This is a genomic window from Longimicrobium sp. (genome assembly GCF_036388275.1).
Lineage (GTDB): Bacteria > Gemmatimonadota > Gemmatimonadetes > Longimicrobiales > Longimicrobiaceae > Longimicrobium.
The window spans coordinates 1-24,714 of record NZ_DASVSF010000078.1 but is presented as its reverse complement, the minus strand read 5'-3'; the positions used below and the strand labels follow the sequence as shown (position 1 = coordinate 24,714).

General features: G+C 70.5%; 20 protein-coding genes. 10 read left to right on the top strand and 10 right to left on the bottom strand.

The genetic code is table 11. From position 1 onward, the window contains the following. Positions 1–105: 105 nt before the first annotated feature. From VF632_RS16215 to dacB, 4 genes are all read right to left on the bottom strand, one after another. Positions 106–1,857, bottom strand: coding sequence for a hypothetical protein (locus VF632_RS16215; protein ID WP_331023966.1), 1,752 nt, complete (start codon positions 1,855–1,857; stop codon positions 106–108). A gap of 325 nt (positions 1,858–2,182) precedes the next feature. Further along, positions 2,183–2,941: a hypothetical protein gene (locus VF632_RS16210; RefSeq protein ID WP_331023965.1), complete on the bottom strand. Its 759-nt coding sequence runs from the start codon at positions 2,939–2,941 to the stop codon at positions 2,183–2,185. Positions 2,942–3,032: 91 nt separating this feature from the next. Continuing rightward, complete coding sequence (locus VF632_RS16205; RefSeq protein ID WP_331023964.1) at positions 3,033–4,385, bottom strand: S41 family peptidase; 1,353 nt, start codon at positions 4,383–4,385, stop codon at positions 3,033–3,035. Between the two features lie 6 nt (positions 4,386–4,391). Next, a complete protein-coding gene (gene dacB, locus VF632_RS16200; RefSeq protein WP_331023963.1) occupies positions 4,392–5,906 on the bottom strand; it encodes a D-alanyl-D-alanine carboxypeptidase/D-alanyl-D-alanine endopeptidase in 1,515 nt (504 codons plus the stop codon). Positions 5,907–5,948: 42 nt separating this feature from the next. On the opposite strand from dacB, the gene VF632_RS16195 reads away from it, so the two are divergent. Then, on the top strand, positions 5,949–6,860 hold the full coding sequence (locus VF632_RS16195; RefSeq protein WP_331023962.1) for a response regulator: 912 nt from the start codon (positions 5,949–5,951) through the stop codon (positions 6,858–6,860). A 117-nt stretch (positions 6,861–6,977) separates the two neighbouring features. Here the strand turns inward: VF632_RS16195 and VF632_RS16190 are convergent, their stop codons facing one another. Beyond that, positions 6,978–7,805 carry a hypothetical protein gene (locus VF632_RS16190; RefSeq protein WP_331023961.1) on the bottom strand — a complete coding sequence of 276 codons (828 nt, stop codon included), beginning with the start codon at positions 7,803–7,805 and terminating at the stop codon, positions 6,978–6,980. Between the two features lie 288 nt (positions 7,806–8,093). On the opposite strand from VF632_RS16190, the gene VF632_RS16185 reads away from it, so the two are divergent. Then, a complete protein-coding gene (locus tag VF632_RS16185; RefSeq protein ID WP_331023960.1) occupies positions 8,094–9,026 on the top strand; it encodes an ectonucleotide pyrophosphatase/phosphodiesterase in 933 nt (310 codons plus the stop codon). A 171-nt stretch (positions 9,027–9,197) separates the two neighbouring features. Here the strand turns inward: VF632_RS16185 and VF632_RS16180 are convergent, their stop codons facing one another. Beyond that, positions 9,198–10,232: a hypothetical protein gene (locus tag VF632_RS16180; RefSeq protein WP_331023959.1), complete on the bottom strand. Its 1,035-nt coding sequence runs from the start codon at positions 10,230–10,232 to the stop codon at positions 9,198–9,200. A gap of 335 nt (positions 10,233–10,567) precedes the next feature. On the opposite strand from VF632_RS16180, the gene gpmI reads away from it, so the two are divergent. The 3 genes from gpmI (at position 10,568) to VF632_RS16165 (ending at position 14,164) form a co-directional block, all read left to right on the top strand. After that, on the top strand, positions 10,568–12,130 hold the full coding sequence (gene gpmI, locus VF632_RS16175) for a 2,3-bisphosphoglycerate-independent phosphoglycerate mutase (RefSeq protein ID WP_331023958.1): 1,563 nt from the start codon (positions 10,568–10,570) through the stop codon (positions 12,128–12,130). Between the two features lie 800 nt (positions 12,131–12,930). Further along, positions 12,931–13,653 carry a hypothetical protein gene (locus VF632_RS16170; protein WP_331023957.1) on the top strand — a complete coding sequence of 241 codons (723 nt, stop codon included), beginning with the start codon at positions 12,931–12,933 and terminating at the stop codon, positions 13,651–13,653. 19 nt (positions 13,654–13,672) lie between these two features. Then, positions 13,673–14,164, top strand: coding sequence for a BON domain-containing protein (locus VF632_RS16165; RefSeq protein ID WP_331023956.1), 492 nt, complete (start codon positions 13,673–13,675; stop codon positions 14,162–14,164). 216 nt (positions 14,165–14,380) lie between these two features. Here VF632_RS16165 and VF632_RS16160 read toward each other — a convergent pair whose 3' ends face one another. Next, positions 14,381–15,091, bottom strand: coding sequence for a BON domain-containing protein (locus VF632_RS16160; protein WP_331023955.1), 711 nt, complete (start codon positions 15,089–15,091; stop codon positions 14,381–14,383). 138 nt (positions 15,092–15,229) lie between these two features. Between VF632_RS16160 and mobB the strand changes: the two genes are divergently transcribed. From mobB to VF632_RS16145, 3 genes are all read left to right on the top strand, one after another. After that, positions 15,230–16,411, top strand: a complete 1,182-nt coding sequence (gene mobB, locus VF632_RS16155) for a molybdopterin-guanine dinucleotide biosynthesis protein B (RefSeq protein WP_331023954.1) — start codon at positions 15,230–15,232, stop codon at positions 16,409–16,411. Next, a complete protein-coding gene (glp, locus tag VF632_RS16150) occupies positions 16,401–17,696 on the top strand; it encodes a gephyrin-like molybdotransferase Glp (protein WP_331023953.1) in 1,296 nt (431 codons plus the stop codon). Before mobB ends, glp begins: the two co-directional genes overlap by 11 nt. A 62-nt stretch (positions 17,697–17,758) precedes the next feature. After that, positions 17,759–17,938 carry a hypothetical protein gene (locus VF632_RS16145; RefSeq protein WP_331023952.1) on the top strand — a complete coding sequence of 60 codons (180 nt, stop codon included), beginning with the start codon at positions 17,759–17,761 and terminating at the stop codon, positions 17,936–17,938. Between the two features lie 79 nt (positions 17,939–18,017). Here VF632_RS16145 and VF632_RS16140 read toward each other — a convergent pair whose 3' ends face one another. Further along, on the bottom strand, positions 18,018–18,233 hold the full coding sequence (locus tag VF632_RS16140; protein WP_331023951.1) for a dodecin: 216 nt from the start codon (positions 18,231–18,233) through the stop codon (positions 18,018–18,020). A 315-nt stretch (positions 18,234–18,548) separates the two neighbouring features. On the opposite strand from VF632_RS16140, the gene VF632_RS16135 reads away from it, so the two are divergent. Beyond that, a complete protein-coding gene (locus VF632_RS16135; protein ID WP_331023950.1) occupies positions 18,549–19,943 on the top strand; it encodes a hypothetical protein in 1,395 nt (464 codons plus the stop codon). Between the two features lie 104 nt (positions 19,944–20,047). Beyond that, the gene (locus VF632_RS16130; protein WP_331023949.1) at positions 20,048–20,521 is read left to right on the top strand and encodes a hypothetical protein; all 474 of its coding nucleotides are present in this window, start codon (positions 20,048–20,050) and stop codon (positions 20,519–20,521) included. Positions 20,522–20,600: 79 nt separating this feature from the next. On the opposite strand, the gene VF632_RS16125 is transcribed toward VF632_RS16130, so the two are convergent. Further along, positions 20,601–23,009: a PAS domain S-box protein gene (locus tag VF632_RS16125; RefSeq protein ID WP_331023948.1), complete on the bottom strand. Its 2,409-nt coding sequence runs from the start codon at positions 23,007–23,009 to the stop codon at positions 20,601–20,603. A 165-nt stretch (positions 23,010–23,174) separates the two neighbouring features. Continuing rightward, entirely contained in the window at positions 23,175–23,948 is a 774-nt protein-coding gene (locus VF632_RS16120; RefSeq protein WP_331023947.1) for an inositol monophosphatase family protein, read from the bottom strand. Between the last annotated feature and the right edge of the window lie 766 nt (positions 23,949–24,714).

Genomic DNA, 24,714 nt, shown 5'->3' with positions numbered 1-24,714 from the left:
CGCTGCCGGCCCTCCCCACGCACCGGCATGAAAGCGGCCCCCGCCGTACTCCGGCGGGGGCCGCTGTCGTTGCGCGGGCGCGGTGGGCGGCCAGCAGGAACCGGGCTACGGCGTCCAGCTCGTGGCCGCCGGGGACGTCAGCCAGGGCGTGTAGTCCAGGCCGGCCGACACGCCGTCGCCGTTGGGGCCCAACGGCCCCGCGGCGTCTCCCCACCAGTTTTGCTCGACGCCGCCGCCGGCGGGGGCCGTCGACGAAAGCGCGATGCCAAGCCCCTGGTTGCCCACCAGGTTGCAGCCGCGGATGACCGGCGCGGCGGACATGACGACGATGGCGTGCCCGCCGGAACCCGCGACGTCGCAGTACGACAGCTGCACCGTGGACGCATTCACCTGGATCGCCGTTTCTACGGCCGCGCGGATGCGCACGTAGCGCGCGATGGCCCGCTCGTGAAGCTCCAGGGCGGGCATGGCGTACCGGGTGGAGTCGATGCGCGTCCGGAAGATCCGCGAGTCGGCGCCCAGGCTCGCGGCCGATCCCACCTGCCGGAACCGGGCACGGTCCACGACCACCGAGTGGCTCTCGCCGGCGTCTACCCCGCGCGACGCGTACTCGATCAGCACGTTGGTGAGGGAGCTTGCAGCCGTGGGCGAACCGGTGAGCGCCACGCCGTTCCACGGCGATGCGGGGTCCTGCCCCGTGAGGACGGTGGGCGCCGCGGCAGACCCCTGCAGGAGCACCCGGCCCGTGTTCTGGGCGACCAGGCCAGTGTTGGGCGCAAAGGCGAGCCGGGCACCGTAGCCGGACCGCAGCACCGCGGCCGAATCCACGTAGATGGTGGAGTCCACCCGCAGCGGCAGCGCGGGGTGCGCCCAGAAGGTGCGGGCCCGCAGCGTGCCGCCGGTGACGACGATGGTGTCCCGCCAGTTGCCGCGCACGCTGTCCTGGCTGGCAATCGTGGGATACAGCTGGGCGATGGCTTCCAGCGGCGCGATTACGGGATAGCCGCGGCCGTTCTTGATGCGCGGGGGCGTGACGGCCCGGAACGTGGCGCCCTTCTGCACCAGCAGTCCCGTGGATGCGCTCCCGTCGATCCACACGTTGCGCAGCTCGACGTCCCTCGCGTGCCCGTAAATCACCGCGCCATTCGAACCACTGCCCTCGACCCGGATGCCACGAACGAACGCTTCTTTGCCTTGCACGGAGAGTCGTCCGCCTCCGCGCACGGTGACGTTGACGACGCGGTTCCCGGTCCCCCCCACGTCCACGCCACCGCCAGCGTCGAATACGCTGTTCATCAACACCGTGCCGGGTGCGCCCCCCATGGTTACGCTGGCCGATCGGAACACGGTACTGTCGATCGTCGCCTTCATCACGGAGTGTGCGGAAACGTAGCTGTACTCGAAGCGCACGTTCCGCATGGTCAGGGAACCGGTCCCGTGGACGAGGAGGCCGCTCCAGCCCTTGGCGGGGTTGCTGGCGGTGATCAGCACACGCGCGGTGTCGTGGCCCAGGATGGCCAGGCCGTTCCCGGTGGCGCTCACATAGGAGCCAGAATCTACGCAGACGACCACACCAGGCTGCATCGTGAGCCGGCCCACCTGCACCCGCACGAAGCCCTTGACACGATAAGGGCTCCCCGCGCGCGTCCACGTGGTGCTCTTGTAAAGGTCGACGCGGTTCATGACGGTGCCCGCGGTGCCGGCGCACTCCGCGGCCGCGGCGAGCACCTGCGGCCTGGCGGTGGCGGCGCGGGTGCCGGGTCCCATGGGCAGGTCGTCGGAACAAGCCGCCAGGACGGCGATGCTCATCATCACGGCGGCGGTTACGGCCCGCCGCGGTACGGAGTGGTTCCACATGGTTGGGTCCGAGACGGTCGGAGGGCGGGGGAGCAGGCCGGGAGGGAGAGCGGCGCAAGGCCCCTCGATCGAGGCGTCCTACGGGAGATCGGCAACCTCCAAGCTAGCACCGAATTGCTGTTCCCGCAACAGGATAGCTCGCGCGTGCAGCCGGTCGGCCCGCCAGGCCGGCCAGCGGCGCGATCCGCCGGATGAGGGGCGGGTCTCGCCGTCGGTCAGCCGCAGCATCCGGGTCTCGCCGCTCTGCCCGGAAGGCCCAGGCCAGCTCCATCCCGGGCGCGTTCCGGGCAGGCGCATGGTACCTGCCCGGAGGTGTGGGCCGGTGCTACTGCTGGAGCGCCTTGATCTCGGCCGGCAGCGCGAAGACCGATGCGTCGATGGGGTCGGTGCTCATGGACTTGACGATCATCTCCATCTGCTGCCCCATCACCGACATGGAGGTGCGCGTGGGCATCTTCAGCCCGCCGAACTCGCGGTAGTCGTGGAAGGTGATGGTGCTCTCCATCTGCCCCGCCTCGGTCGACGACTTCACCACCGCGCCCACCAGCAGCCCGTCGTCGTCGGCGAAGCAGTTGAGCACCTCGTCGCCCGACTCCGCCACCATGCGCACGTTAACGCACGACTCGCCGTTCATCTCGGCGCGGCCGACGGTTTCCATGGTGCGGAACATGTGCGAGAAGCGCATGTTGGCGTCGAAGTCGTACTGGCGCAGCATGTCCGCCAGTTCCTTGCCCTCCATGATCTTGGGGCCCTGCATGGGATTGACGGACCACGCCACCTGGCCGTCGTAGCCCTGGCGCATGGTGCCCATGCCGGGGAGCTCGATGTTCATCACCGCCTTGTTCGGGCGCGCCTGCATCATCTCGGCGGTCATGGTCATGCCGGCGGCGGGCATCGACATCTCGATCTGCACGCGGCGGAACTGCTGCGCCGAAATGGCCTGCTCGCCGCCGATGGCCGTTACGTAGCGGGCCACCACCTGCTCGGCGGTGGGAAGGGTCTGCGCCTGGGCGGGCGCCGCGGCCACGGTCAGGGCGGCGCCGGCCAGGGCCAGCGCGCGGAGGGGCGAAGTGCGGAAGCTCATGCGAATCTCTCTTGGTTGGTCTTGCTGCGGCCGGAACTACCGTGGCCGCCCGGGTGCGGCGGACCATCGTCCGCCACGGATTAGCCGCGGTTCAGCGGCGTGAGTTCTGTTCCACGATCCAGGCGACCGCGGCGTCCAGGGCCGGGTCGCGCCCCGCCAGCAGCGCCTCGCGGGTCACCGGCGCCGGCGTGTCGGGCACGACGCCGGGACCCTCCCAGCGCACGCCGCCCGGGCCGATCATGTCGGCAATGGCGTGAAGGAGCACGTCGCCGTTGGGCAGCCGCGGCATCAGCGAGGGGAGCGCCTGCCCCGACGAGGTGGCGCCGAACACCCGCGCCCGCCCCAGCGCCTGCAGCCCGCCGGCGAAGATCTCCGAGGTGCTGGCCGTCATCTCGTCCGTGAGGATGGCCACGGGTCCGGCGAAGGGCTGCACCCGCTGCCCGGCCGCGTTCACCCGGCGCGGGTTGATGACGAACTCCAGCCGGTCGCGCCGGGTGATCATGGTGCCCAGCGTGTCGCGCCGGTCCACGAAGTGCCCCGCCCATCCCGGCGCCATGCCGCCCAGGCCGCCGGGGTTGCCGCGCAGGTCGATGACGATGCCGTCCGTGCCGCGCAGCTCGTCCACGGCCCGGTCCAGCGCCGGGATGGCCGCGGGAAGCCAGATGTTGAAGCCGATCACCCCGATGGTGCGCCCTGAGGCGCGAAGGGTGTCCTGCTCCACCCGCACCTCCATGGGCGGCAGGTTGCCGAAGCGTGCCATCTGCCCGCGCAGCTCGCGCAGCACCAGCGCGCGCTCCACCGTGCGGCCCTCGCCGTCCGTCAGCTTCACCTGCACCGTGTCACCCGCGGTGCCATGGAGCGTGGCGCCCACGCCCCCGGCCGCCATGTACGCCACGCGCCGGGCGTCCATCGTACCGCTCAGCCGCTGGACCGCGTCGGCCACGCGCTGGGCCGTCATCGCGCCCGCCGCCTCCACCGTCCACCCGGTGCGGATGCCCGCCGCGTCGGCGGCGCCGCCGGGGACCACGCGAGTCACCAGCACGCGGCCGTTCACATAGCGCACTTCCATCCCCGCGTCGCCCGGCTGGCCCTCACGAGCGGAACCGGCGGCGCGCAGCGACTCGCTGGCCTCGCCCGGGATCACGTTGAAGTGCGACTGGCCCAGCTCGTCCAGCATCGCCGTGATCACGCGGCGAAGCTCGGCGTTGCTGGTGGCCTGCTGCGCGCGCGGGCGCAGCGAGTCGCGCACGGCGGGCCAGTTCACCCCGTAGAAGGTGGTGTCCCAGAAGGTCCGGTTCACCGACGACCAGGCGCTGTCAAAGGTGGCCAGGGCCACCGCGGGGTCCAGCCGCGCGGGAGTGGACGAGGGCGCGTCAGCGGGGGGCGCGGCCGTGGCGCAGGCGGAAAGGGCGGCGCCCAGCGCCAGGAATCCGATCGATTTCATCTGTCTTTACGCTTCCGCCGCGATGGCGCGCACCACGTCGTCGATGAGTGCCTTCATTCTCGCGGACGGCTGGCCCGATTCGTTGGCCATGATGGAGAAAAGGATTTCGCGGCCGTCCGGCATCGCCAGGTAGCCGCTGAGGGTGTCCATCCCGCCGATGTACCCCGTCTTGGCGGCCACGCGCCCGGGCAGGTCCGTCAGCCGCGCGCGCAGCGACCCCGTTCCGCCCGACACCGGCATGGCCTGCCGCACGATGGCCTGGCGGGGAGTACGGCGCACGTAGTCCAAAAGATTCACCAGGGCGTGCGGGGTGATGCGGTTGAGGGCGGAAAGGCCGGACCCGTCGCGCAGCACGAACTCGGCGCTGTCGATGCCCGCCACGTCCACGAGGAAGGCGCGCTCCACCGCCAGCCCGGCGGCCCAGCTTCCCTCGCCCCGCACCTGCTTGCCGAGCGTTTTCACCAGCGCCTCGGCGAACCAGTTCTGGCTGTTCAGCAGCACCGGGCCGATCGCCTTGTCCAGTGGGGGAGAACGCCACTCCGCCAGCACGGGCGCGGTGCGGGAGACGGACAGGGTGGAATCCGACACCACCCGCACCTCCGACCGGCCGAAGGCGATCCCGCGCCGCTCCAGCGCCTCGCGGAAAGTGACCCCGGTCCAGCGCGCGGGATCTTCCACGGCGAACGACTCCACGTCCCCCCCGGCGCCCAACGGAAGTACCCCGAAGGCGCGGATACGGTTCGTCCCGGGTACGCGGTCGAAGTCCAGCGTGGCCGCAGTTCCCGCCGCCACCATCCGCGAGTCGTTGTCCAGCCGGTAGAAGGCGGACGCGGGCTCGCCGGTGATGCGCGCCGGCTGGCCGACTGCTGACGCCGGGAGGATGCGGAAGTCGATGGAGTTGTCGTTGAAGCCCAGCGCGCCCACCGGGGCCGCGTACCACCACTTGCGGTCTTCCGGGTCCCAGTCGGCCACGTGGCGCTCGCTGTCCCAGAAGCTCTCGTCGGCGGTCACCCCGCCCGTCACGCGGCGGATGCCGCGGGCGCGCAGCGAGTCGGCGAGCATCTCCCAGACGGCGGTCTGGCTGGGAAAGTAGCGGGCCGAGATCATGGGGTCGCCGCGCCCGTACAGCACCAGGTCGCCGTGCAGCACCCCGTCCCTCACCTCGCCGCCGGCGTACAGCGTGGTGCGGAAGCGGAACTCCGGGTCCAGGTGATGCGCCGCGGCGGCGGCGGCCACCAGCTTCAGGTTGGAAGCGGGGACCATCGCGCGGCCGGCGTCGCGCGCGTACAGCACGCGCCCGCTGGCGGCGTCGCGCACCTCGATCCCCCAGCGGGCCTGGCGCGCCTGCGGCCGGGCCAGCACCGCGTCGATGCGCTCCGCCAGCCGCGCCGCCGCCGCCTCGGGCGTGGCGCGGGGGCGCGAAGCGGTTACATTCTGCGCGTGCCCCGGCGACAGCGGGGCCACGAAGGCCGCAAGCGCCAGCAGCAGCGTGGCCAGGCGGCGGGGGAACGTCGTTTTCAATGCGGTCACGTCCAAAGAAAACCGTCGGGGGTGGGAAGCCGGATGAGCGAAATCCTGTACGCGGACGACGAAGAAGGGCTGCGCCAGATGGTGTCGGACTTCCTGCGCCACGCCGGCCACGAGGTGCGCCTGGCCGAGAACGGCACGCAGGCCCTGGCCGAGGTGCGCCGCCAGCCTCCCGACATGGTGATCCTGGACTACCGCATGGGGCGCCCGGACGGCCTGGAGGTGTGCCGCGACATCAAGGCAGATCCGCGCGTCAGCCACCTGCCGGTGCTCATCCTCACCGCGCAGTCCAGCATCGAGGACCGCCTGGGCGGCTTCGAGGCCGGGGCGGACGACTACCTGGCCAAGCCCTTCGACCCCCGCGAACTGCTGGCGCGGGTGTCGGCGCTCACCCGGCAGGTGCAGCGCGTGCTGGACCGCAATCCCACGACGGGGCTGGCCGGCGGGCTGGCCATCGAGCGCGAGATCCAGCGCCGGCGCGACCGCGGCGACGCGTTCGCCGTCTGCTACTTCGACCTGGACGACTTCAAGCCGTTCGCGGACCGCTTCGGCTTCGCCGTAGCCGACCAGGCCATCCGCGAGGCCGGGCGCTCCGTGGCGACCACCGTCGAGGGGCGTGACGCCTTCGTGGGCCACGTGGGCGGCGACGACTTCGTGGCCGTCTGCCGGCCCGAGGACGCCAAGGAGATCGTGCTGACCGCCCGCGCCCGCTTCTCGCAGGGGCTGCCGCGCCACCTGCCCGAAGACGCGGTGCGCGCGGGCGTCTACGTGGCGCGCGACCGGCAGGGGGTGGAGCGCGAGTTCCGGCTGACGCGCCTTTCGGCGGCCATCGTCACGGTGGCGCCGGACCGCTGGACCTCGCTGGAGGCGCTGGGCGAGCGCGTGGCCGAAGCCAAGCGGCAGTCGAAGACCCCCGGCGGCGGCGGCATCGCCGAAGCAGAGCTGTAGGCGGGTTTCGGCACGGAATCTACCGCAACGGGCGCGTCCGCTCAAGGCGCGGCGGGCGCGGGAACGACGAAAGGCCCACGATCTCGTGGGCCTTTCGTACATCGATCGACCGGCGGCTCAGGCGTGAAGCGTGTGAACCGAGGCCATGGTGACGTCCGGCCCCAGCGTGGCGTCGAGCCCCGGCGCGCGCGGGGCGGGCGGGGCCGACGGGGCGATCCTCGGCGCGGGCGACCGCTGGGCGTGCATCATCTCCCGGAACTCGTACACGATCACCCCTTCGTTGCTGACGTCGGAAACGATGCGCAGCCCGTCTTCGAGCGAGTTCAGCACCTTTTCGGACCGCGGCAGCGTCCAGCCCAGCGACGAGGCGACTTCCGTCACCGTCAGCGAACCGCCGCGCTCCGCCGCCAGCCGCAGCACCGGCTGCTGCAGCGCCTGCAGGATGGCGTCGCGGCGATCGTCGCGGCGGCGGCGGACCACGTTGTACCGCAGCACGCTTCCCACCCCCGCCATGGCGCCCATCACGGCCATCACCGGAGCGAACTCGGTGATGCCGATCGTCACCATCATCACGGCGATGAACGCCAGCAGGATGGTGCCCACGTAGCCGACGGACGGCTCGGGAACGTCCACCTGCACCGGGGCCACGGCCTGCCCCGCCGCGCCGGCCGGGCTGAGCGCCGCCACCCGCTCGCCGCGCTTGCCCCACCCCTCGCCGCAGCGGGCGCAGGCGCGGTGGTCGTGGCGCATCAGGTAGTACACGATGCCGCCCGCGCCGAAGAACGGCAGCGTCAGCACGGCCAGCACCATCATTCCCGCCAGCGGGCCGGTCTGCGAGAAGTACGAGACAGACTGCCCCTGGAAGCCGCAGCGGGGGCAGATGGCCACCGCGTCGGCCAGGGGCGCGCGGCGGGCCGCCTGCACGGCATGCATGGCCCGGGGCACGGCCGCACCGCAGGAGGAGCAGTGCGCGCTGCCGGGGGCCACGCTGGATCCACACGTCGAGCAATACATCCTACATCCTCCACGCCACCGCGGACGGGCGGCAAGGTTCGCGTCCCATGGACTGCCGGTCCCTCACTGATACGACGGCGGGCGCCGCAAGTTTCACCCGGCGCCCCGCCGCGTGCGCAGGGTTCTTGCCATGTTGACGAAACTCAATGCTCCGCATGGGGTTGCACGAGGGGCGGAGCGATTCGTCGAAACCGGAAGCAGGGAAGCAGCGGGATGCGGATGATGACCATTCGGCGGGCGGCCGCGCTGGCGGTGCTGGCCCCCGCGCTCGCGGCGTGCGGCGGGCTGAACCGGAGCGCGGCTACCCCGCGGACGTTCGACGGGGTGGCGCGGCACGTGGTGGTGATCTCGGTCGATGGGCTGCGCGCCGACGCCATCGAGGCGGCGGGGGCGGCCAACCTGCAGCGGATGATGCGCGAGGGGGCGTGGTCGCTGCGGGCGCAGACCATCCTGCCCAGCCGCACGCTGCCGTCGCACACCTCCATGATCACCGGCCAGCCGCCCGAGGTGCACGGCATCACCTTCAACGACGAGCGGGTGGATGCCGAAGGGCGGGTGACGGTGCCCACGATGTTCGACGTGGCCGACAAGGCGGGACTGTACACGGCGGCCTACTTCGCCAAGGCCAAGTTCCGCCACCTGATTCACCCCGACGCGCCCGACGACGTGGAGGCGCCGCGCGGGCTGGAGGTGGTGATGGCGCCGCGGATGACGCAGGACGTCGTTCAGTTCCTGCAGTTCCGCCGGCCCGACCTGCTGTTCGTGCACATTCCCGATCCGGACATCGCGGGGCACTCGGTGGGATGGATGTCGACGCCCTACCGCTGGGCGGTGCGCCGGGCCGACGCGGCGGTCGAGCAGATCCGCCGCGCGGCGGTGCGCACCTTCGGCGACGACGTGGTGGTGATCGTGACGGCGGACCACGGCGGGCACGGGCGCGACCACGGCACCGACGCCCCCGAGGACATGACCATCCCGTGGATCGCCTGGGGCACGGGGGTGAAGCCGGGGCGCATCGAGGCGCCCATCCGCACCTTCGACACCGCCGCGACCACGCTCTGGCTGCTGGGCGTGGAGGTGCCCGCGGACTGGGCCGGGCGGCCGGTCGAAAGCGCGTTCGATCGCCCTGCCGTGGCGGCTCCGGCTCCGTGAACGACTGGTTTCACACGGGGGGCACGGAGGTCACGGAGGAACTGAGGAGGGGCTCCCGTTCCTCCTCCGTGTCCTCCGTGCCCTCCGTGTGAGACCTGACAGATTGGGGGAATAAGAAGAGGCCGGCCCCGTGAACGAGGCCGGCCTTTTCTTTTCTCACGGCGAGGGGTGCTACCAGCGGGAGCGGTAGCCCCGGGCGTCGATGTGGATGAACGGGCCGTGGGCCCCGTTGTCACGGTACACGCCCGCGCCGCCCGTCAGCTCGGGGTAGCGGCGCTCCACGCGCTCCACCGCGCGAAGGACCACCAGCGCGTCGTTCGTGTCGCGGCGGCCGTCGCCGTTCAGGTCGTCCATGTAGCCGTCGCGGTCGTTGTCTACCCACAGGTCCGACGCGTCACCGTAGGTGTGGCGGCTCAGCCGCGCCCGCCCGCCCTCGCCCGGGCCGTTGTACGCCGGGGTGCGGAAGCCGCTCATCACCGCCACCTGCTCGGCACGCACGCCCATGGCGTTCAGCTCCTGGATCACCAGCTCCAGCTTGTCGATCAGCTTCAGGTCCAGCGCCAGGTACTTGGGCCACACGCCGAACTGGTCCTTGGTCAGGAAGTTCCGCAGCCGGAAGTGCTCCGACACCTGCAGGTCCTGGTTGGCCTCGGTTACCTCGATGAACCCCGAAGGCGGCGCGTAGGCACCCTGCCGCACGGTGCGCTCGGTGGCGTAGGTGCCGATGCGGTAGCCGTTCAGGAAGCCGCCGCGCTTTTCCGAGAACGGCACCCGGGTGATCACCGCCAGGTCCGCCATCTCCTGCTGCCAGCCGGTGCCCGCCAGGTGCAGCCGCCACACCCCCGCGGACGACGGCGCCCGCAGCCCCGTGACCATCGACCCGCCGCCTTCCAGCATGCGCAGCTCGGTGCCGGCCTGCGGCAACCACCGGTACGACGCTTCGAACGGGCTGGCCTCCACCCACTCCATCGGCAGGTTCAGCGGCCGGTTGGGGTCGGTGAGCACCGCGCGCAGCTTGCCGCTGTGGCCGAAGACGCTGGCGGCCAGGCGCACGGCGGCGTCGCTGGAGCCGGCGGCGGGCGACGCGGGGACCACGGAAGACCAGGTGAGCGGCGGGGCGGCCTTGTTGGGCGCGTACATGCCGAGCGCGGTGCCGGCGAGGGCCAGGGAGCAGACGGTGGCGAGGGTGCGGCGGGGTCGGTGCATTGAAACTCCTGTGTACTGCGGCCGTGGGAACGGCGGATCGTTTCCGGGCGCGGGGCCCGGAAGGCTAGGCGGTAGAACGTGTGCTGGGAACGGACCGGCCGGCGGATTGATGCAGCCGGCGCGCGGGGCGCGAGGTCCGGCAGGGCCGCGCGGTGCACGATGGCGGCGCGGCGGTGAGGAGCGGCGAAGTCCTTGCGCGTCGAGAGCAGCCGCGGCCCGGGGTGGCGAAACCGTTCGGGCGGCGTAGTTTGCTGGTCATCTCAACGGGATTGCGCCAAGATAGGCACGGCCCCGCGGCGCCGTCAAGCACGTTCATCTTTCCGGACCGCCCAACCATGTCCGATTCGTCCCCCCGCCCGCGCGTGTGCCTGGTGATCCTGGACGGCTGGGGGCTGCGCGAGCCCGCCCCCGACAACGCCGTCACCTGCGCCCACGCGCCCACCTGGCGGCACCTGTGGGAGGCAGGCGGCTACCCCCGCGCGCGGCTGGCCACGCACGGACCCGCTGTGGGGCTTCCCGCGGGGCAGATGGGCAACTCCGAGGTGGGGCACCTGAACCTGGGCGCCGGCCGCGTGGTGATGCAGTCGCTGCAGCGCATCAGCACCGCCATCGAATCCGGCGAGTTCCACGAGAACCCGGTGTTCCTGGACATCGTCAACCGCGTGAAGGAGCGGGGGAGCGCGCTTCACCTGATGGGGCTGATCGGCCCCGGCGGCGTGCACGCGGTGGATACGCACCTGCTGGCGCTGACGGAGTTCGCGTCCAGGCACGGCATCCCCAAGACGTACATCCACGTGTTCCTGGACGGGCGCGACACGCCGCCCCGCTCCGCCCGCGACTACATGACGGAGCTGTTCGGCCGCACGGGAAGCGGCAGCGGGGTGCAGGTGGCCACGCTGATGGGGCGCTACTGGGCCATGGACCGCGACACGCGCTGGGAGCGCACCGAAAAGGCGTACCGGGCGATGGTGTACGGCGAGGGGCTGGGGGTGCGCGACCACCTGGGCGCCGTCGCCGCCGCATACGAGCAGGGGGAGACGGACGAGTTCGTGCAGCCTAGGGTGATGGTGGACGACCACGGGCAGCCCATCGGCCTGCTGCGCGACGGCGACTGCGTGATCTTCTTCAACTTCCGGTCTGACCGCGCCCGCCAGCTTTCGCGCGCCCTGGCTGACGAAACGTTCGACGCGTTCGACCGCGGGCCCGGCCGGCCGCGCGTGGACGTAGTAACAATGACGCAGTACGACGAGAATCTTCCCCTTCCCACCGCGTTTCCGCCGCAGGAGATGGGCGACAAGCTGGCGGACGTCCTGGAGGCGCACGGGCTGGCCAGCTTCCGCACGGCCGAGACGGAGAAGTATCCGCACGTCACCTTCTTCTTCAACGGGGGCGTCGAAGAGCCGCCCCGCGGCGAGGACCGGCGCATGGTGCCCTCGCCCCGGGTGCCCACGTACGACCAGCAGCCGGAGATGAGCGAACCCGAGGTCACGCGCGGGCTGGTGGAAGCCATCCGCGCGCAAAAGTACGACGTGCTGGTGTGCAACTTCGCCAACCCCGACATGGTGGGGCACACGGGGGTGATGGAGGCGGCGGTGAAGGCGGTGGAGGCGGTGGACGAGGGGCTGGGTCAGGTGCTGGCGGCCTGCCGTGAGACGGGGACCACGCTGCTGGTGACGGCGGACCACGGCAACTGCGAGCAGATGTGGGACCCGACCACGAATGGGCCGCACACCGCCCACACGACCAACCCCGTCGGCATCATCCTGGTGGAGCCGGAGGAACGGCGGACGGCCACGGCACTGGCGGACGGGGCCCTCTGCGATGTCGCGCCGACCATCCTGGGGCTGATCGGCGTACCCCAACCCGCGGCGATGACCGGGCGGGACTTGCGGCGGTAGGCCCCTCCCCCGCCCCTCACCCGGCAAACTGCGCCGGGAGAGGGGAGAACTTCGATCCAGGTTTCGACGGGCTGCCGGTGCATGCCTCGGGAGCCCCCTCTCCCGGCCTCTCCCCCGCAAACTGCGCGGGAGAGAGGAGAACACCGATCGAGGTTCGATTGGCTGCGGTGCATCCCGCGGGAGCCCTCTCTCCCCGGCCCTCTCCCCCGCTTCGCAGGGGAGAGGAGAATTCGATCGCGCTTCGTCAGATTCGGCGCACCCGGCGCGGCGTGGACCCGGGCAAGGTCGCGCACGACAACAGCGGCAGCACGACAGCAGGCCAGTCCGCGCAGGCGGACTTCGTGTGGTTGTTGCCGCGAATTCATTCGCCCGATCCAGCCGCGGCTCAGGGTGGGGCTGTGGTTCCGCGTCTCGGGGTTTGGTGTCGCTGCCGCGCCCAGGTCCAGAGGCGTCCCAGGCAAGATCCTTCGGCCCGCGAAGCTCCTCGTGCGGGCGAGTTTGGTGCGCCTGGGCCTCTGGATGACAGGTCGTGCGGGCGAGTTCGGTGCGGATGGGCCTCTGGATGACAGGTCGTGCGGGCGAGTTCGGTGCGCGTGGGCCTCTGATGACAGATTGCCGTTCTTCGTCAGTCGCCGTGCCTGATTCCCTACTTCTTCTGCGGTTCCTTGCCCCTCCCCGGAACAAACCATAGCTTCGGGCCGGTACTAGGCGCGGTCCCGGGCTTCTCGCCGGGGGCCGCGCCGTTCGGGGCGGGCACGTGCCGGCCCCCTTGTTCTTTCCATCGCCGCCAGACCTGACTGATGACGCGAATCACGCGGACCGCCCTGCTGCTGGCTTCCGCCCTCCTGTTGGGCCCCGGCGCCGCCGCCGCCCAGAGCATCCCCTCGCCGTTCCGGCGGATCGAGACTACGCAGAGCATCCACGTCTTCGCCGGCTACATGGTGCCGGACCAGAACGTGGCCCTCACCGACAGCACCTCGATCGCGCTCGGCCCCGAGGCGGGCCCGGTGTTCGGCGTGCGGTACCAGCTTCGCGCGAGCGGCCCGCTTTCCCTCGAGGCATCGATCGGCATCAGCCCCACGCAGCGGCGGCTGTTCGCGCCGGAGTACCTGGCCGACTCCACCCGCATCGAGGCCGAGGACCTGGGCGTGGACGTCCCCTCTCTGGTGGCCATGGGCGACGTGGGGCTGCGCTTTCATTTGACGGGTCCGCGCACCTGGAACGGGCTGGCCCCGTTCGTCGTGGGCATGGGCGGCATGGTGGGCGACCTGGCGGGTGCCGACCCGGCCGAGGAGGAGGCGGAGCTGGACGACACCGAGCGCTTCCGCTTAGGCCCCAGCTTTGCGGTAGGCGCTGGCCTCGGGACCGACTGGTTCCCCGCGCAGAACGTCTCGCTGCGGCTTGAGCTTACGGGCCGGCTGTGGCGGATGAACACGCCCGAAGGGTTCTCCATCGCGCGCACCGAGCGCGGCGAATGGAACCCGGTCGCGGGGCTGACGGTCGGGGGAGCGTTCCACTTCTAAGCACCGCGAGGGAGGCCGCATGGCGGCACGATACAGGGGCGACATCTTCGACTTTTCCGGGATGAGCGACGAGGAATTGTACGACGTGGTCGTGCAGCACCTGCAGGAGCATCCCGAGATCGACCAGGGCTGGGTGGACGTGGCCGTGAAAGAGGGGCACGTGACCCTTTCCGGCCGGGTGGGCAGCGACTCCGAGGTATCCGTCGCCGAGCAGGTGATCGTGGAGATCCTGGGCATCCAGGAGTTTACGAACGAGCTGATCGTCGATGAGCTTCACCGCGGCACGCTTCCCGAGGCGGCGGATGAGGCCGTGATGATGGACATGGAGACGGACTCGCAGCTCGGCGACACCAACGAAAACCAGTCCGACACGGCCGCGCACCTGGTGGAAGACCTGGCGGGCCAGATGTACGGCACCCACAGCATCACCGAAGCCGTCAACGAGGGCACGCCCTACGTGCCGCCCGATCGGCCAATCGGCGAGGGGTATGGCTCGAGGGAGAGCCACTGAGGCGGGGAAGTGCGTGAGTGCGTTAGTGCGTGAGTGCGGAAGTAACTGAAAGCGGGTCCCGGCGCATGGTGCCAGGACCCGCTTTCTGTTTATCTGTTTCGCACTCACGCACTCACGCACTCACGCACTCACGCACTCACGCACTCACGCACTCACGCACTCACGCACTCACGCACTCACGCACTCACGCACTCACGCACTCACGCACTCACGCACTCACGCACTCGGTTCAGACGACGTTCCGTGCGTGCTCTGCGGAAGTAGGTCGCCGTGCGCGGGGCCAGCCTCGTCCAGGCGCACGCGGATGTGGTTGATCACGCCGCGCACGCCCATGGTTTCCCACGCGTCGTCCCAGGCGTAGCGCGCTTCCAGGAAGTCGTCCACCTCGCCCGTGAGCGTGACGATGCCGTCCTCCACCTCCACGCCGACGCGGTCGACGTCCACCCACACGTCCTCGTACAGGCGCTGGCGGACGGCGCGCAGGATCTCGCCGTCGTCCAGCTCCAGGTCCGTGTCGTCTACCTCGTAGCCGTAGCGCGGCCCGCGCTCCGGACGCTGGTTCAGCTCCGGGTGGCGCTGGTAGGCACGGTCGGGAAGGAATGGCGCCCGCGCGTAGCCGCCCTCGTCGCCGTAGTCCTCGGCGTAGCCGCCCCAGCCGCGCTGCATGGGCGGGCGTCCCGGCCCGTAACCCCCGCCTGCGTCGTAGCCCCGGGGGCGCCCGCCGCCCGGAACGCCGCCGAAGCCGGGATACGCGTCGCCGTAGATCCCCCGGTCGTACCGGTTGAACCCCTCGCGCCCGAACGGCCCGCCACCGCCGCCCCACGGCGCCCCGTGCATGGGCCCGCGCGGGCGCCAGCCGCGGTCGTATCCACCCATCGGCGGCGGGCCGCCCTGCCATCCACCCCGGTACGCGTCGTATCCCCGCATCCTCAGCCTCCCGTTCGCGTTCCGTCCCATCCCGCTCGTCCGGCGGCCGGCGCGCAAGACGCGTTCCGGCTTCCGGGTTGTTCCGACGCCCCCGCGCCGGTAGCTTCGGGCCAGGTAACTCCATTCTTACAGCACGCGATGACGGACTCCGGCACACCGCCCTCCCCTGCCCCGCTGGGCGCGATCCTGGCAGGTGGTGCCAGCCGCCGCTTCGGCGCACCGAAGGCGCTGGCACCGGTCGGCGGATGGCGGATTGTCGACCGGGTGCGGGGCGCGCTCTCGCAGGTGGGAGATCCGGTCGTCATCATCGCCAACGATGCCTCGCTCTTCGCAGATCTCGACCTGCCGATCCGCCCGGACGACGTCCCCGGCCTGGGGGCCCTCGGCGGCATCCGCACGGCGCTGCGCTGGGCGATGGAGATGGGCCGCACGGGCGCGCTGGTCGTCGCTTGCGACATGCCCTTCGTGAGCGCCGCGCTGCTGCGGGCGCTGTCGGATCATGCTGCTTCGGCCGATGTGGACGCGGTCGTCCCCGAGAGTGGGGGGCGGCGTGGGATCGAGCCGCTGTGCGCTTGGTATTCCGTGCGCTGCCTGCCGGAGGTCGACCGCATGCTGGCGGATGGGGAGCGGCAGGCCTTTCGCCTCGCGGACCGCGTCCGGGCGGACCGCATTCCGATCGGTGAAGTCCGGCGCATCGGCGATCCGGGGATCCTCTTCCTGAACGTGAACACGGTGGACGACCTTCGCGCGGCCGAGCGCATCGCCAGCCCCGAGATGCCGCCCGTGGTGTGCATCGTCGGGAAGAAGAACAGCGGCAAGACCACGCTTGCGGTCGCGCTCCTGGCCGAATTGAAGCGCCGGGGATTTCGCGTGGCCTCCATCAAGCACGGGCACCACGCGTTCGAAACCGACCAGCCCGGGCGCGACAGCTGGCGCCACTTCAACGAGGGCGAGGCCGAAGCCACGATCATGGCCGGCGAGGGGAAAATCGCGCTGGTGATGCGGACGGAAGGCGAGCCCGATCCGCGGCAGTTGGTCCGCGACTTCTACACGGGGCGCGGCTACGACCTGGTGCTGATCGAAGGCTACAAGCAGGGCCCGTTTCCCCGCATCGAGGTCTTCCGCCGCGCCGTACATGATCGCCCGATCCACGACCTAGCCACCCCCGACCCCCTGCTGACCGCCATCGTGACCGACGATCCCGATCTCATCTGCCCCGTCCCCGTTGTCCTGCTCGACCCGGACGAACCGCTCGCGCACGTAGCGTGGGTGGCGGACCTGGTGACCGAGCGCTTCCTGGCGGGTGCGGATGCCCGCTGAGCGCGCCCCCGACTGGCTGAGCGCCGGCGACGCGCTGCAGGCCATCCTGGCTGGCGTCCAACCGCTGGCTGCGGAGGAGCGGCCGCTGATGCAGGCGCTCGGCTCGGTGCTGGCGGAGGACGTGGTGTCTCCCGTGGACCTGCCGCCCTGGGACAACAGCGCGATGGACGGATTCGCCGTGCGCGCGGCGGACGTCCTGGGCGCCTCTCCCGAAGCGCCGGTGACCCTGCCCGTGGTCGACGATGTGCCTGCGGGCCACTTCGCCTCGCGCGCCCTGGGCCCACGCGAGGCCATCCGCATCATGACCGGTGCGCCGGTGCCGGACGGGGCGGATTCGGTGATCCGCGTGGAGCACACGGACGGCGGCGTGGAGATCGGGATGGCGGGCGGGCGCGTGACCATCCACCTGGATGCCGACACGGGGCGGAACGTACGCTCCCGCGGTGAGGACGTGGACGAAGGCGACGTGGTGCTGCGCGCCGGGACCGTGCTGCGCGCGGCGGAGATCGCGCTGGCCGCCGCGGTGGGGCGCACCTCCCTCCGCGTCGTGCGCCGGCCCGTCGTCGCCATCCTGGCCTCGGGCGACGAGCTGGTGCCGGTGGAGGAGTTCGACCAGGTGCGCGCCGGCCGGCGGATCGTCAACACCAACAGCTACGCGCTCGCCGCGCAGTTGGCCGAGGCGGGGCTGGAGGCGCGCGTGCTGGGCATTGCCCGCGACACGCCCGAGAGCCTGGTCGAGCACCTGAAGCTCGCGGCCGGCTGCGACGCGCTGATCACCACCGCGGGAATCAGCGTGGGTGAGCACGATCACGTGGCGGCCGCGCTGCAGGCGATGGACACGGAGGTGGATTTCTGGCGCGTGCGCGTGCGGCCGGGCTCCGCGCTGGCGTTCGGCCGGGTGGGCGCGCTGGGCGGAATCCCGTGGTTCGGGCTGCCGGGGAACCCCGTGTCGACCATGGTGACCTTCGCGCTGTTCGTGCGCCCCGTGCTGCTGCGGATGTGCGGGCACACGCGCATCCACTTTCCGTCGATGACGGTGCGGCTGGCCGTACCCTACTCGGCCCGGGGCGACCTGATGCACCTGCCCCGCGTGCGGCTGGATCGGCAGGCCGACGAGTCGTTCCTGGCGCAGCTGACCGGGCCGCAGGGATCGGGGATCGCCAGCTCCATGTCGGCCGCGGATGGACTGGCCATCGTTCCGGCCGGGGCGGAGCTGCGGCCCGGCGGCGCGGTGCGGGTGGTGGTGCTGAATGGTGCGCCGCTGGTGGAGCAGCCCCCGGTGTAGGGCGACGGCGCGGGCGTTGCGTAGCCGGGATCCAAACACCTGACCCGCACCGAGAGGCATGGATGGCGAGCGGACCCGATCCCAACCGATTTCAGACTACCGACCCGGAGATCGGGCCCGACGACCGCGCCCGCGGCGATACCATCGGCGACGTAAAGTCCACACGAATGGGGCTCTCCGGTTGGGCGATCGTGGTAGTAGCCCTCGTCGTGGCGGCGTTCGCCGTGTCGCTGATCTTCTGAGCGGCGGATCGGCTCCACGACGAACGCGGCCGGCTTCCCGATGCGGGGAAGCCGGCCGCGTCGCCGTCCAGCCGTGGACCTACTCGTCCGCGCCTTCGAGCTTGAACCAGAGCTTCACCTTCACCTGGTACTCGCGGATGTCGCCGCCGCTGATGTAGCCGCGCTGCTCCACGACTTCCAGCCACTCCAGGCTCCGCATGCTCTCGCCGGCGCGCTTTACCGCCGCCCGCGTCGCATCCTCGAAGCTCTCGGACGACGTTCCCACCATCTCGATCGATTTGAACACGCCACTCATCTTCCGCTCCCGTTCAGGCCAATCCGGACCCGTCGTCCGGCCGCGCCCCCGGGGGCAAGGGACGTTCCACCACCGATGAGCGAGGTTGTTCTCCACAGACAGGTGCGGCGGCCGACACTTGTTTCCGGGGTAACCATTGCGAAGACCTATCCAAATGTTTATGGTGGAACCGGCGGTCCTCTTCCGTTTCCTACCGGAGCTCATATGCCCCTCCGATCCACGCGGTTCTTCTTTTCGGGCCTCTTGGCAGCAGTCGTGCTCCAGGGGTGCGCCGAATCTGCACCGACGACCCCCGCAGTCGTCCGCGACGGCGCCATGACGCCCGCGGCGTCCATCCGCCAGTTCGAGTCCCAGCAGATCGATCTCACGACCCGCGCCATTGCGTCTGCGCTGCGCGAGGACGCTCTCCGACGGCAGCTACTCGTCGACCTTCGCGATAGCCCGTTTCCCGGCCATCGCATCCACCTCCGCAGCTACTTTGCAGGACAGCGAGGTAAGGCGATTGCCATAGCAGCCGCCGCAAGCCTCGGCATCTCCCGCGACAGCCTGTTCGCCGCGATGAACAAGCTTCCGGACCTGCAGATCTGGGTTCCCCTGCTCTCCGATCGCCTCACCTGGAGCGGAACGGATTCAGCGGTGGTGGTCGGACATACGATCCCGAAGGAGGAGGTCCCTTCTCTCGGGTCCATTCGTGGGTACAGCACGGCGACAGGCGAAGCCGTCCTCGTGCCCACCGGCGTCGCCGTTGGCTACCCGCTCATCGCGGTCGCGCCCGCCGACATCGCGTTCGGTCGGGATCCGGAGCAGCGGCGCAGATCGGCTCCGCGTCGCACCGGCAAGACGATCAGCACGAGCGAAGAAGCGTTCTCCGTCATGTCTACGGCCGACTGCGATCCGACCACCGCGGTCATCGAATGCAACAACGAAGGAACCGTAGGAGGAGGAGAAGCCTGGACCAGTGGAGTGAAGCTTCCCAGCGACTACACGTACCAGTGCATGGTTGCAGCCGGCTCGGCGGGGGACACGGACGGGGATGGACTTCTGCAGCAGTGTGAATACGAGATTGCCCACGCATTCAGGCCGTATCTTCAGTGGGATCTCGGCGAGGACGCGTCGAACAAGCAGAACTACTGGGCAGCAAGGCGGGTCAGCTCGACCAGGGTGAAGATCATTCACCTCATGGCTTACTTCGAGGATGCCGGCCAGTACGAAACGTGGACGAAGCACGACGGCGACTCGGAGTTCATCATCATGGAGGTCGAGTACAAGAACGGCTGGTGGCGGTTCAACAACGCGTTTCTATCGGCGCATTGGGACGTAATGTACTGGGATGCGTCGAGCACGCGAGCCGCAGGCGAGTTCGCCTACCCGGAGGGAGCTCCTTTCGCGCATCCGAAGATCTGGATCGCCGAGGACAAGCACGCCAACTACTCCAGCCAGGGAAAATGTGACGAGGGGGCGAACTACCAGGACAACTGCAATCAACCCATCAACGCGCTGGAACACCTCGGCATCGTGGCGGATCGGAACATCGGAAACCGGGAGAGCGGCACCACGAAGCTGATCGACTGCGTGGTCCGGACGGCACACGGGGGCGGGGGAACGAGGAACGAGTGCCTCTGGACATACAATCAATTCGCCGGATGGCAGGACAAGTACGAGAAGAACGCGCCATCGTATTCCAAGGTTCTGGGCGCGTTCGACTTCTGACGCCCCACTCGGGCTGGTCAGGCACGTCGCCGGCGAGCCGACCAGCCGGCGACACCCTCCGGTGCCCTGGGTGTCTACAGCCGCACACTTCGGGAGAGGACCTCATGCGGTACGTTTTTTTGTTTTTGGTGCTGCTGCAGACGCTTTCCGCCGGGCCGGCGCGTGCGCAGGACGTCGAATCCCTGCCGCGCGGCCGTGCGGCAGCGCGGCTGGCGGCGCCCAGCGCATTGCCGCGATCGAGCCCCCTGGAGCACGCGCAAGGTTTCGCCCCGTACCGGATCGCTGCCGAGCCGCGCGATCGCAGCCGCGGAGCGCTCTGGGGACTGGCCGCTGGAGCCCTCGCCGGGGGCGCCGGGTTCGCAGCCGTGACATGGGCTGCCAATCGGGGTGAGGCTGGCGAGGACTACTGGCCGCTGGCGCTCGTCGTAGGGTCGGCGGTCGGGGGAGCGGTGGGCCTGGTGGCGGGCGCCCTGATCGGCGCGCCGGAGCGACAGAGTGAATCTTCCGTGCGCACAAGTCTGCTGGTGCTTCCCACGGCGGACCGCACGACCCAGGTGGGGGTTTCGGTCGCATTCTGACCGCCCTTCGCTCGGGCTCACTTCCAGCATCCTCCTCCCCTCTCCCGCGCCGTTTGCGGGGAGGGGCCCGAGGAGGGGATTACGTGGTGCGGCTCAATTCGAGGGTGCTCAGCTCTTCGGCGCGGTAGAGCAGGCGCTGCAGGATGGCGTGCGCAGTGCTTCGGTCGGCGTCGGCGGAGGCGGGAACGGTGGTCAGCAGCGCCTCTACCTCGTCGCGAAGCAGGTCGTACTCGCGCCGAAGCTGGACCGGCGTCCATCCCAGCCGTGCGCGCTGCTCGCCATGCCGCGTGGCGATCAGGTGCTGGATGTCGGTTCCGTCGCGCAGCAGCGCCGGCTCGCCGCCGCCCTCGTCCAGCGTCACCAGCTCCTTTCCCAGCTCCACCAGCGTCGTGGCCATGTGGTCCTCCAGCTGCGCGCGGTCCAGGCCGCCGGCATCGGGAATTGCGGGGTCGCGGGCCAGGCGTTCGGCCCACCGGCGCACCACCTCGTCCGAGCGCTCCGACAGCATCCGCCCCAGCTCCGCCAGCCCGGGCACCTCGCCGGGGCGCATGGGCCACCGCACCGGCTCCTCGGGCGGAATCACCAGCTCGGGCGCGGGGATCGCCGGCAACCACAGGGTGAAGCACGAGCCCTGGCCCGGCTCGCTGCGGGCCGTCAGGTCGCCCTTCATCCTGCGCGCCAGCCGTCGGCTGATCGCCAGCCCCAGCCCCGTGCCGCCCTGCTCGCGGGTGTACGCCTGGTCCACCTGCGTGAACGGCTCGAAGATGCGCTCGATCTCGTCTGCCGGAATGCCGATGCCGGTGTCGCGCACCTCTACGCCCACCCACGGCCCCTCGCCCAGTCCCGTCCCCGGCGGCTTGCGCGCGCACACCCGCGAGCGGACCGAGATGCTTCCGCCCGCGGGGGTGAACTTCACGGCGTTCCCCAGCAGGTTCACCAGCACCTGCCGCACGCGGTCGGGGTCGCCCCGATAGCGGATGGGGTGCACGTCCGCCTCCGAAAGCGTCACGTTACGCATGGCCGACTGCGGCGCGACCAGCTCCGCGGCCTGGCGAACGGTGGGAACCAGCGGCTCTTCGCCGGCGCGCACCTCCAGCCGCCCCGCCTCTACGCGCGCCATGTCAAGCACGTCGTCGATCAGCCCGCGCAGGTGCTGGCTGCTGGTGCGCACGCGCCGCAGGTAGTCGGCGTGCGCGGGCGACAGGTCGCCGCCGATGCCCAGCTCCATCAGGTCCGCATAGCCCACGATGGCGTTGATGGGCGTGCGCAGCTCGTGGCTCATGGTGGCCAGGAACTCGGACTTGGCGCGGCTCGACGCCTCCATCTCGATGAGGAGCCGCTCGCGCTCCTCGTCGGCCCGCATCCGTTTCGTCACGTCGCGCAGCACCACCGTGAACAGCCGCTGCACGCCCACCTCCGAGGTGGAGAGGGTGGCCTCGACGGGAAACTGCGTTCCATCCGCCCGCAACGCCGGAAACGCCCCACGGCTCCCGTGCATGCCGCGCGCGGTGCCGCCGGATTCGACGACCTCGGCCATCTGCCCCGCGGGAACGAAGCGGTCGATGCTGGTGCCCAGCGCCTCTTCGGCGGCCACGCCGAACATCTGCTCGGCGGCGCGGTTGAAGAGCACGATGCGGCGCTCGTCGTCGGTGGTGATGATGGCGTCCATGGCGGAGCCGACGATGGAGGCCAGGCGCGCCTCGCGGTCGCGCAGCTCCTCTTCCGCCCGGCGGCGTTCCGTGAGGTCGCGGGTGACCTTGGTGAAGCCGGAAAGGCTTCCGTCCGGCGCGCGGATCGCGCTGATCAGCACGCTCGCCCAGAAGCGGGTGCCGTCCTTGCGCACACGCCAGCCCTCTTCCGTGAACCGGCCGTGCAGCGTAGCCTCGCGCAGCACTTCGTCGGGATGCCCGCGCTCGCGCTCCTCGCTCGTATGGAGGAGCGACACGTGCTCCCCCACGGCCTCGGCCTCGGAGTAGCCGCTCAGCCGCTGCGCGCCCAGGTTCCAGGTGACGATGCGGCCGCCGACGTCCAGCCCGTAGATGGCGTAGTCGGTGACGGCCTCGATCATCTCGCGAAAGTGCAGCTCGCGGGCGCCCAGCTCCGCGCGGTGCACCTCCACGCGGTGCACCAGCCAGGCGACGAACACGCCCACTACCGACACCACCCCCAGCCCGATGGCGTCGGCCGCGTACTCCTCTGCCTGGGGGCCGCGCGGCAGCAGGAAGAGCACGAACCCGCCGGCCACGCTGAAGCTCACGGCCGACAGCCCGGCGCGCAGCCCCCCGTACCAGGCCGAGAGCGTGATGGCACCCAGCAGCAGGCCGATCATGTTGCGGTCGACGATCGGGCGCACGGCGAGCGTAAGCGCCAGCGCGCCCACCGTGAGCGCCAGCGCGCCCACCGTGAGCGCCAGCGCCACGAGATAGCCGCGTGCTTCCGTGCGGCGCCCGGCGGTCCGGGCCGGTCGAGAAACCCCGGGAGAAGCCACTCGCTCCGTCTTAGTGCGTTGAGGGTGATCCCAAGCACCGACGCAGGGGCAACTTGCGCGCCGGAGCCGATCGACCGCTGCGCGCGGATACGGTGGTGCAGAACAGCGCGGCAGCAGGGCGTTTCCCTGCTGCCACTCGTCCCCGTGCCGGTGGTGTGTGGGAGGTTACGCGCCGCGGAGGATGGACGAGGCGGCGGCGTGAAGGCGGGTGTTGGTGGCCAGGGCCGAGGTCCACGCGCCGACGGGCTGGCCGTCGAACTGGGTGAAGCGGCCCCCGGCTTCGGAAAGGATGACGTTCATGGGCGCGTAGTCCCAGTACGACCCAGCGATGGGATCGCAGACCAGGTCCATGCGGCCGGTGGCCACCAGGAAGTAGCCGTAGCCGTCGCCCCAGGTGCGAGTGAAGCGGGTGGCCTTCACCAGGCGGTCGAACCCGGCGCGATCTTCGTCGGTCGATCGGTCGCGCCAGTACTCCAGGCCGGAGGTGATCATCCGCGCCTGGGCCAGGTCGTCGCACTCCGAAACGCGGGCGCGCTCGCCGTTGTGCCAGGCGCCGGCGCCCGTTGCGGCCACGAGGGTCTCCCCGAGCGCGGGAAAGTGGGCGCATCCCAGGGTCGGCGTGCCGTCCACCTCCAGCGCCAGGAGCACGCAGTACAGCGGCACCCCCGAGCTGAACGAGCGGGTTCCGTCGATGGGATCCACGATCCACCGCCGCCCGGAGCGCGACGGCGTGTCCTCACCCTCTTCGCCCACGATGCCGTCGTCGGGAAACGCCTGGACGAGCGCGTCGCGGATGTACGCCTCGGCGGCGAGGTCGGCGGCGGTCACCTCGCTGCCGTCGCCCTTGAAGCGGACGGCCGCGTGCCCGAAGTGCTGCAGGGTGATCTCGCCGGCCTCGCGCGCGGTGCGCGTGGCGAAGTCCATCAGGTTGTCGATCATGGGGCCCTCACCCGTCCTCGCTTAGGCTCGTCCACCCTCTCCCACAAACAGCGTGGGACAGGGGGTACACTTCTGTTTTGGTTGCGCGTCCGGAACACGGGCGCAGTCCCCCTCCAGTGGCGGTTGAAACCGCGGCTGGAACGTCACGAAGTCCGCCTTCGCGGACTGCACCCTCTACATCCCCGCAGTCCCATCTGGAGTGGCGAGCCGCTCATTCCATCGGTGCGCCACTCTGTCATCCAGAGGCCCGAGCGCACCGCACTCGCCCGCACTCCAAACTTCGCGGGCCGAAGGATCTTGCCTGGGACGCCCCTCGACCTGGGCGCGGCAGCGACACGAGAGCCTGAGACTCGGACCCGTGGCCGTGGTGTGAGCCCCGGCTGGGTCGGGCGAATGAATTCGCGGCAACAACCACCCGAAGTCCGCCTTCGCGGACTGGCCTGCTGTCGTGCGCCCGTGGTCGTCGTGCGCGACCTTGCCCGGGTCCACGCCGCACCCGCCCACTGCATGGCCCCGAACGGGACGCGACAGCGCGCGGCGAACCCTGGCTGGTCCCGGTGCACTTCGATCGATCCGGCGCATTCCCCGGCTGCCCTCTCCCCCCGGCCCCCTCTCCCGCAAGCGGGCTACCCATTACCCACATCTCAGATAGGGGTGGCGGGGCCGAAATACAAGGCGCGGTCTGCAAAAATGCCCGTGGGAGCATGGGACTGAGGCCGCGTAAAACCCGTCGTTGACGCAGGAGTGTGTGGCTTCTACGCACCGG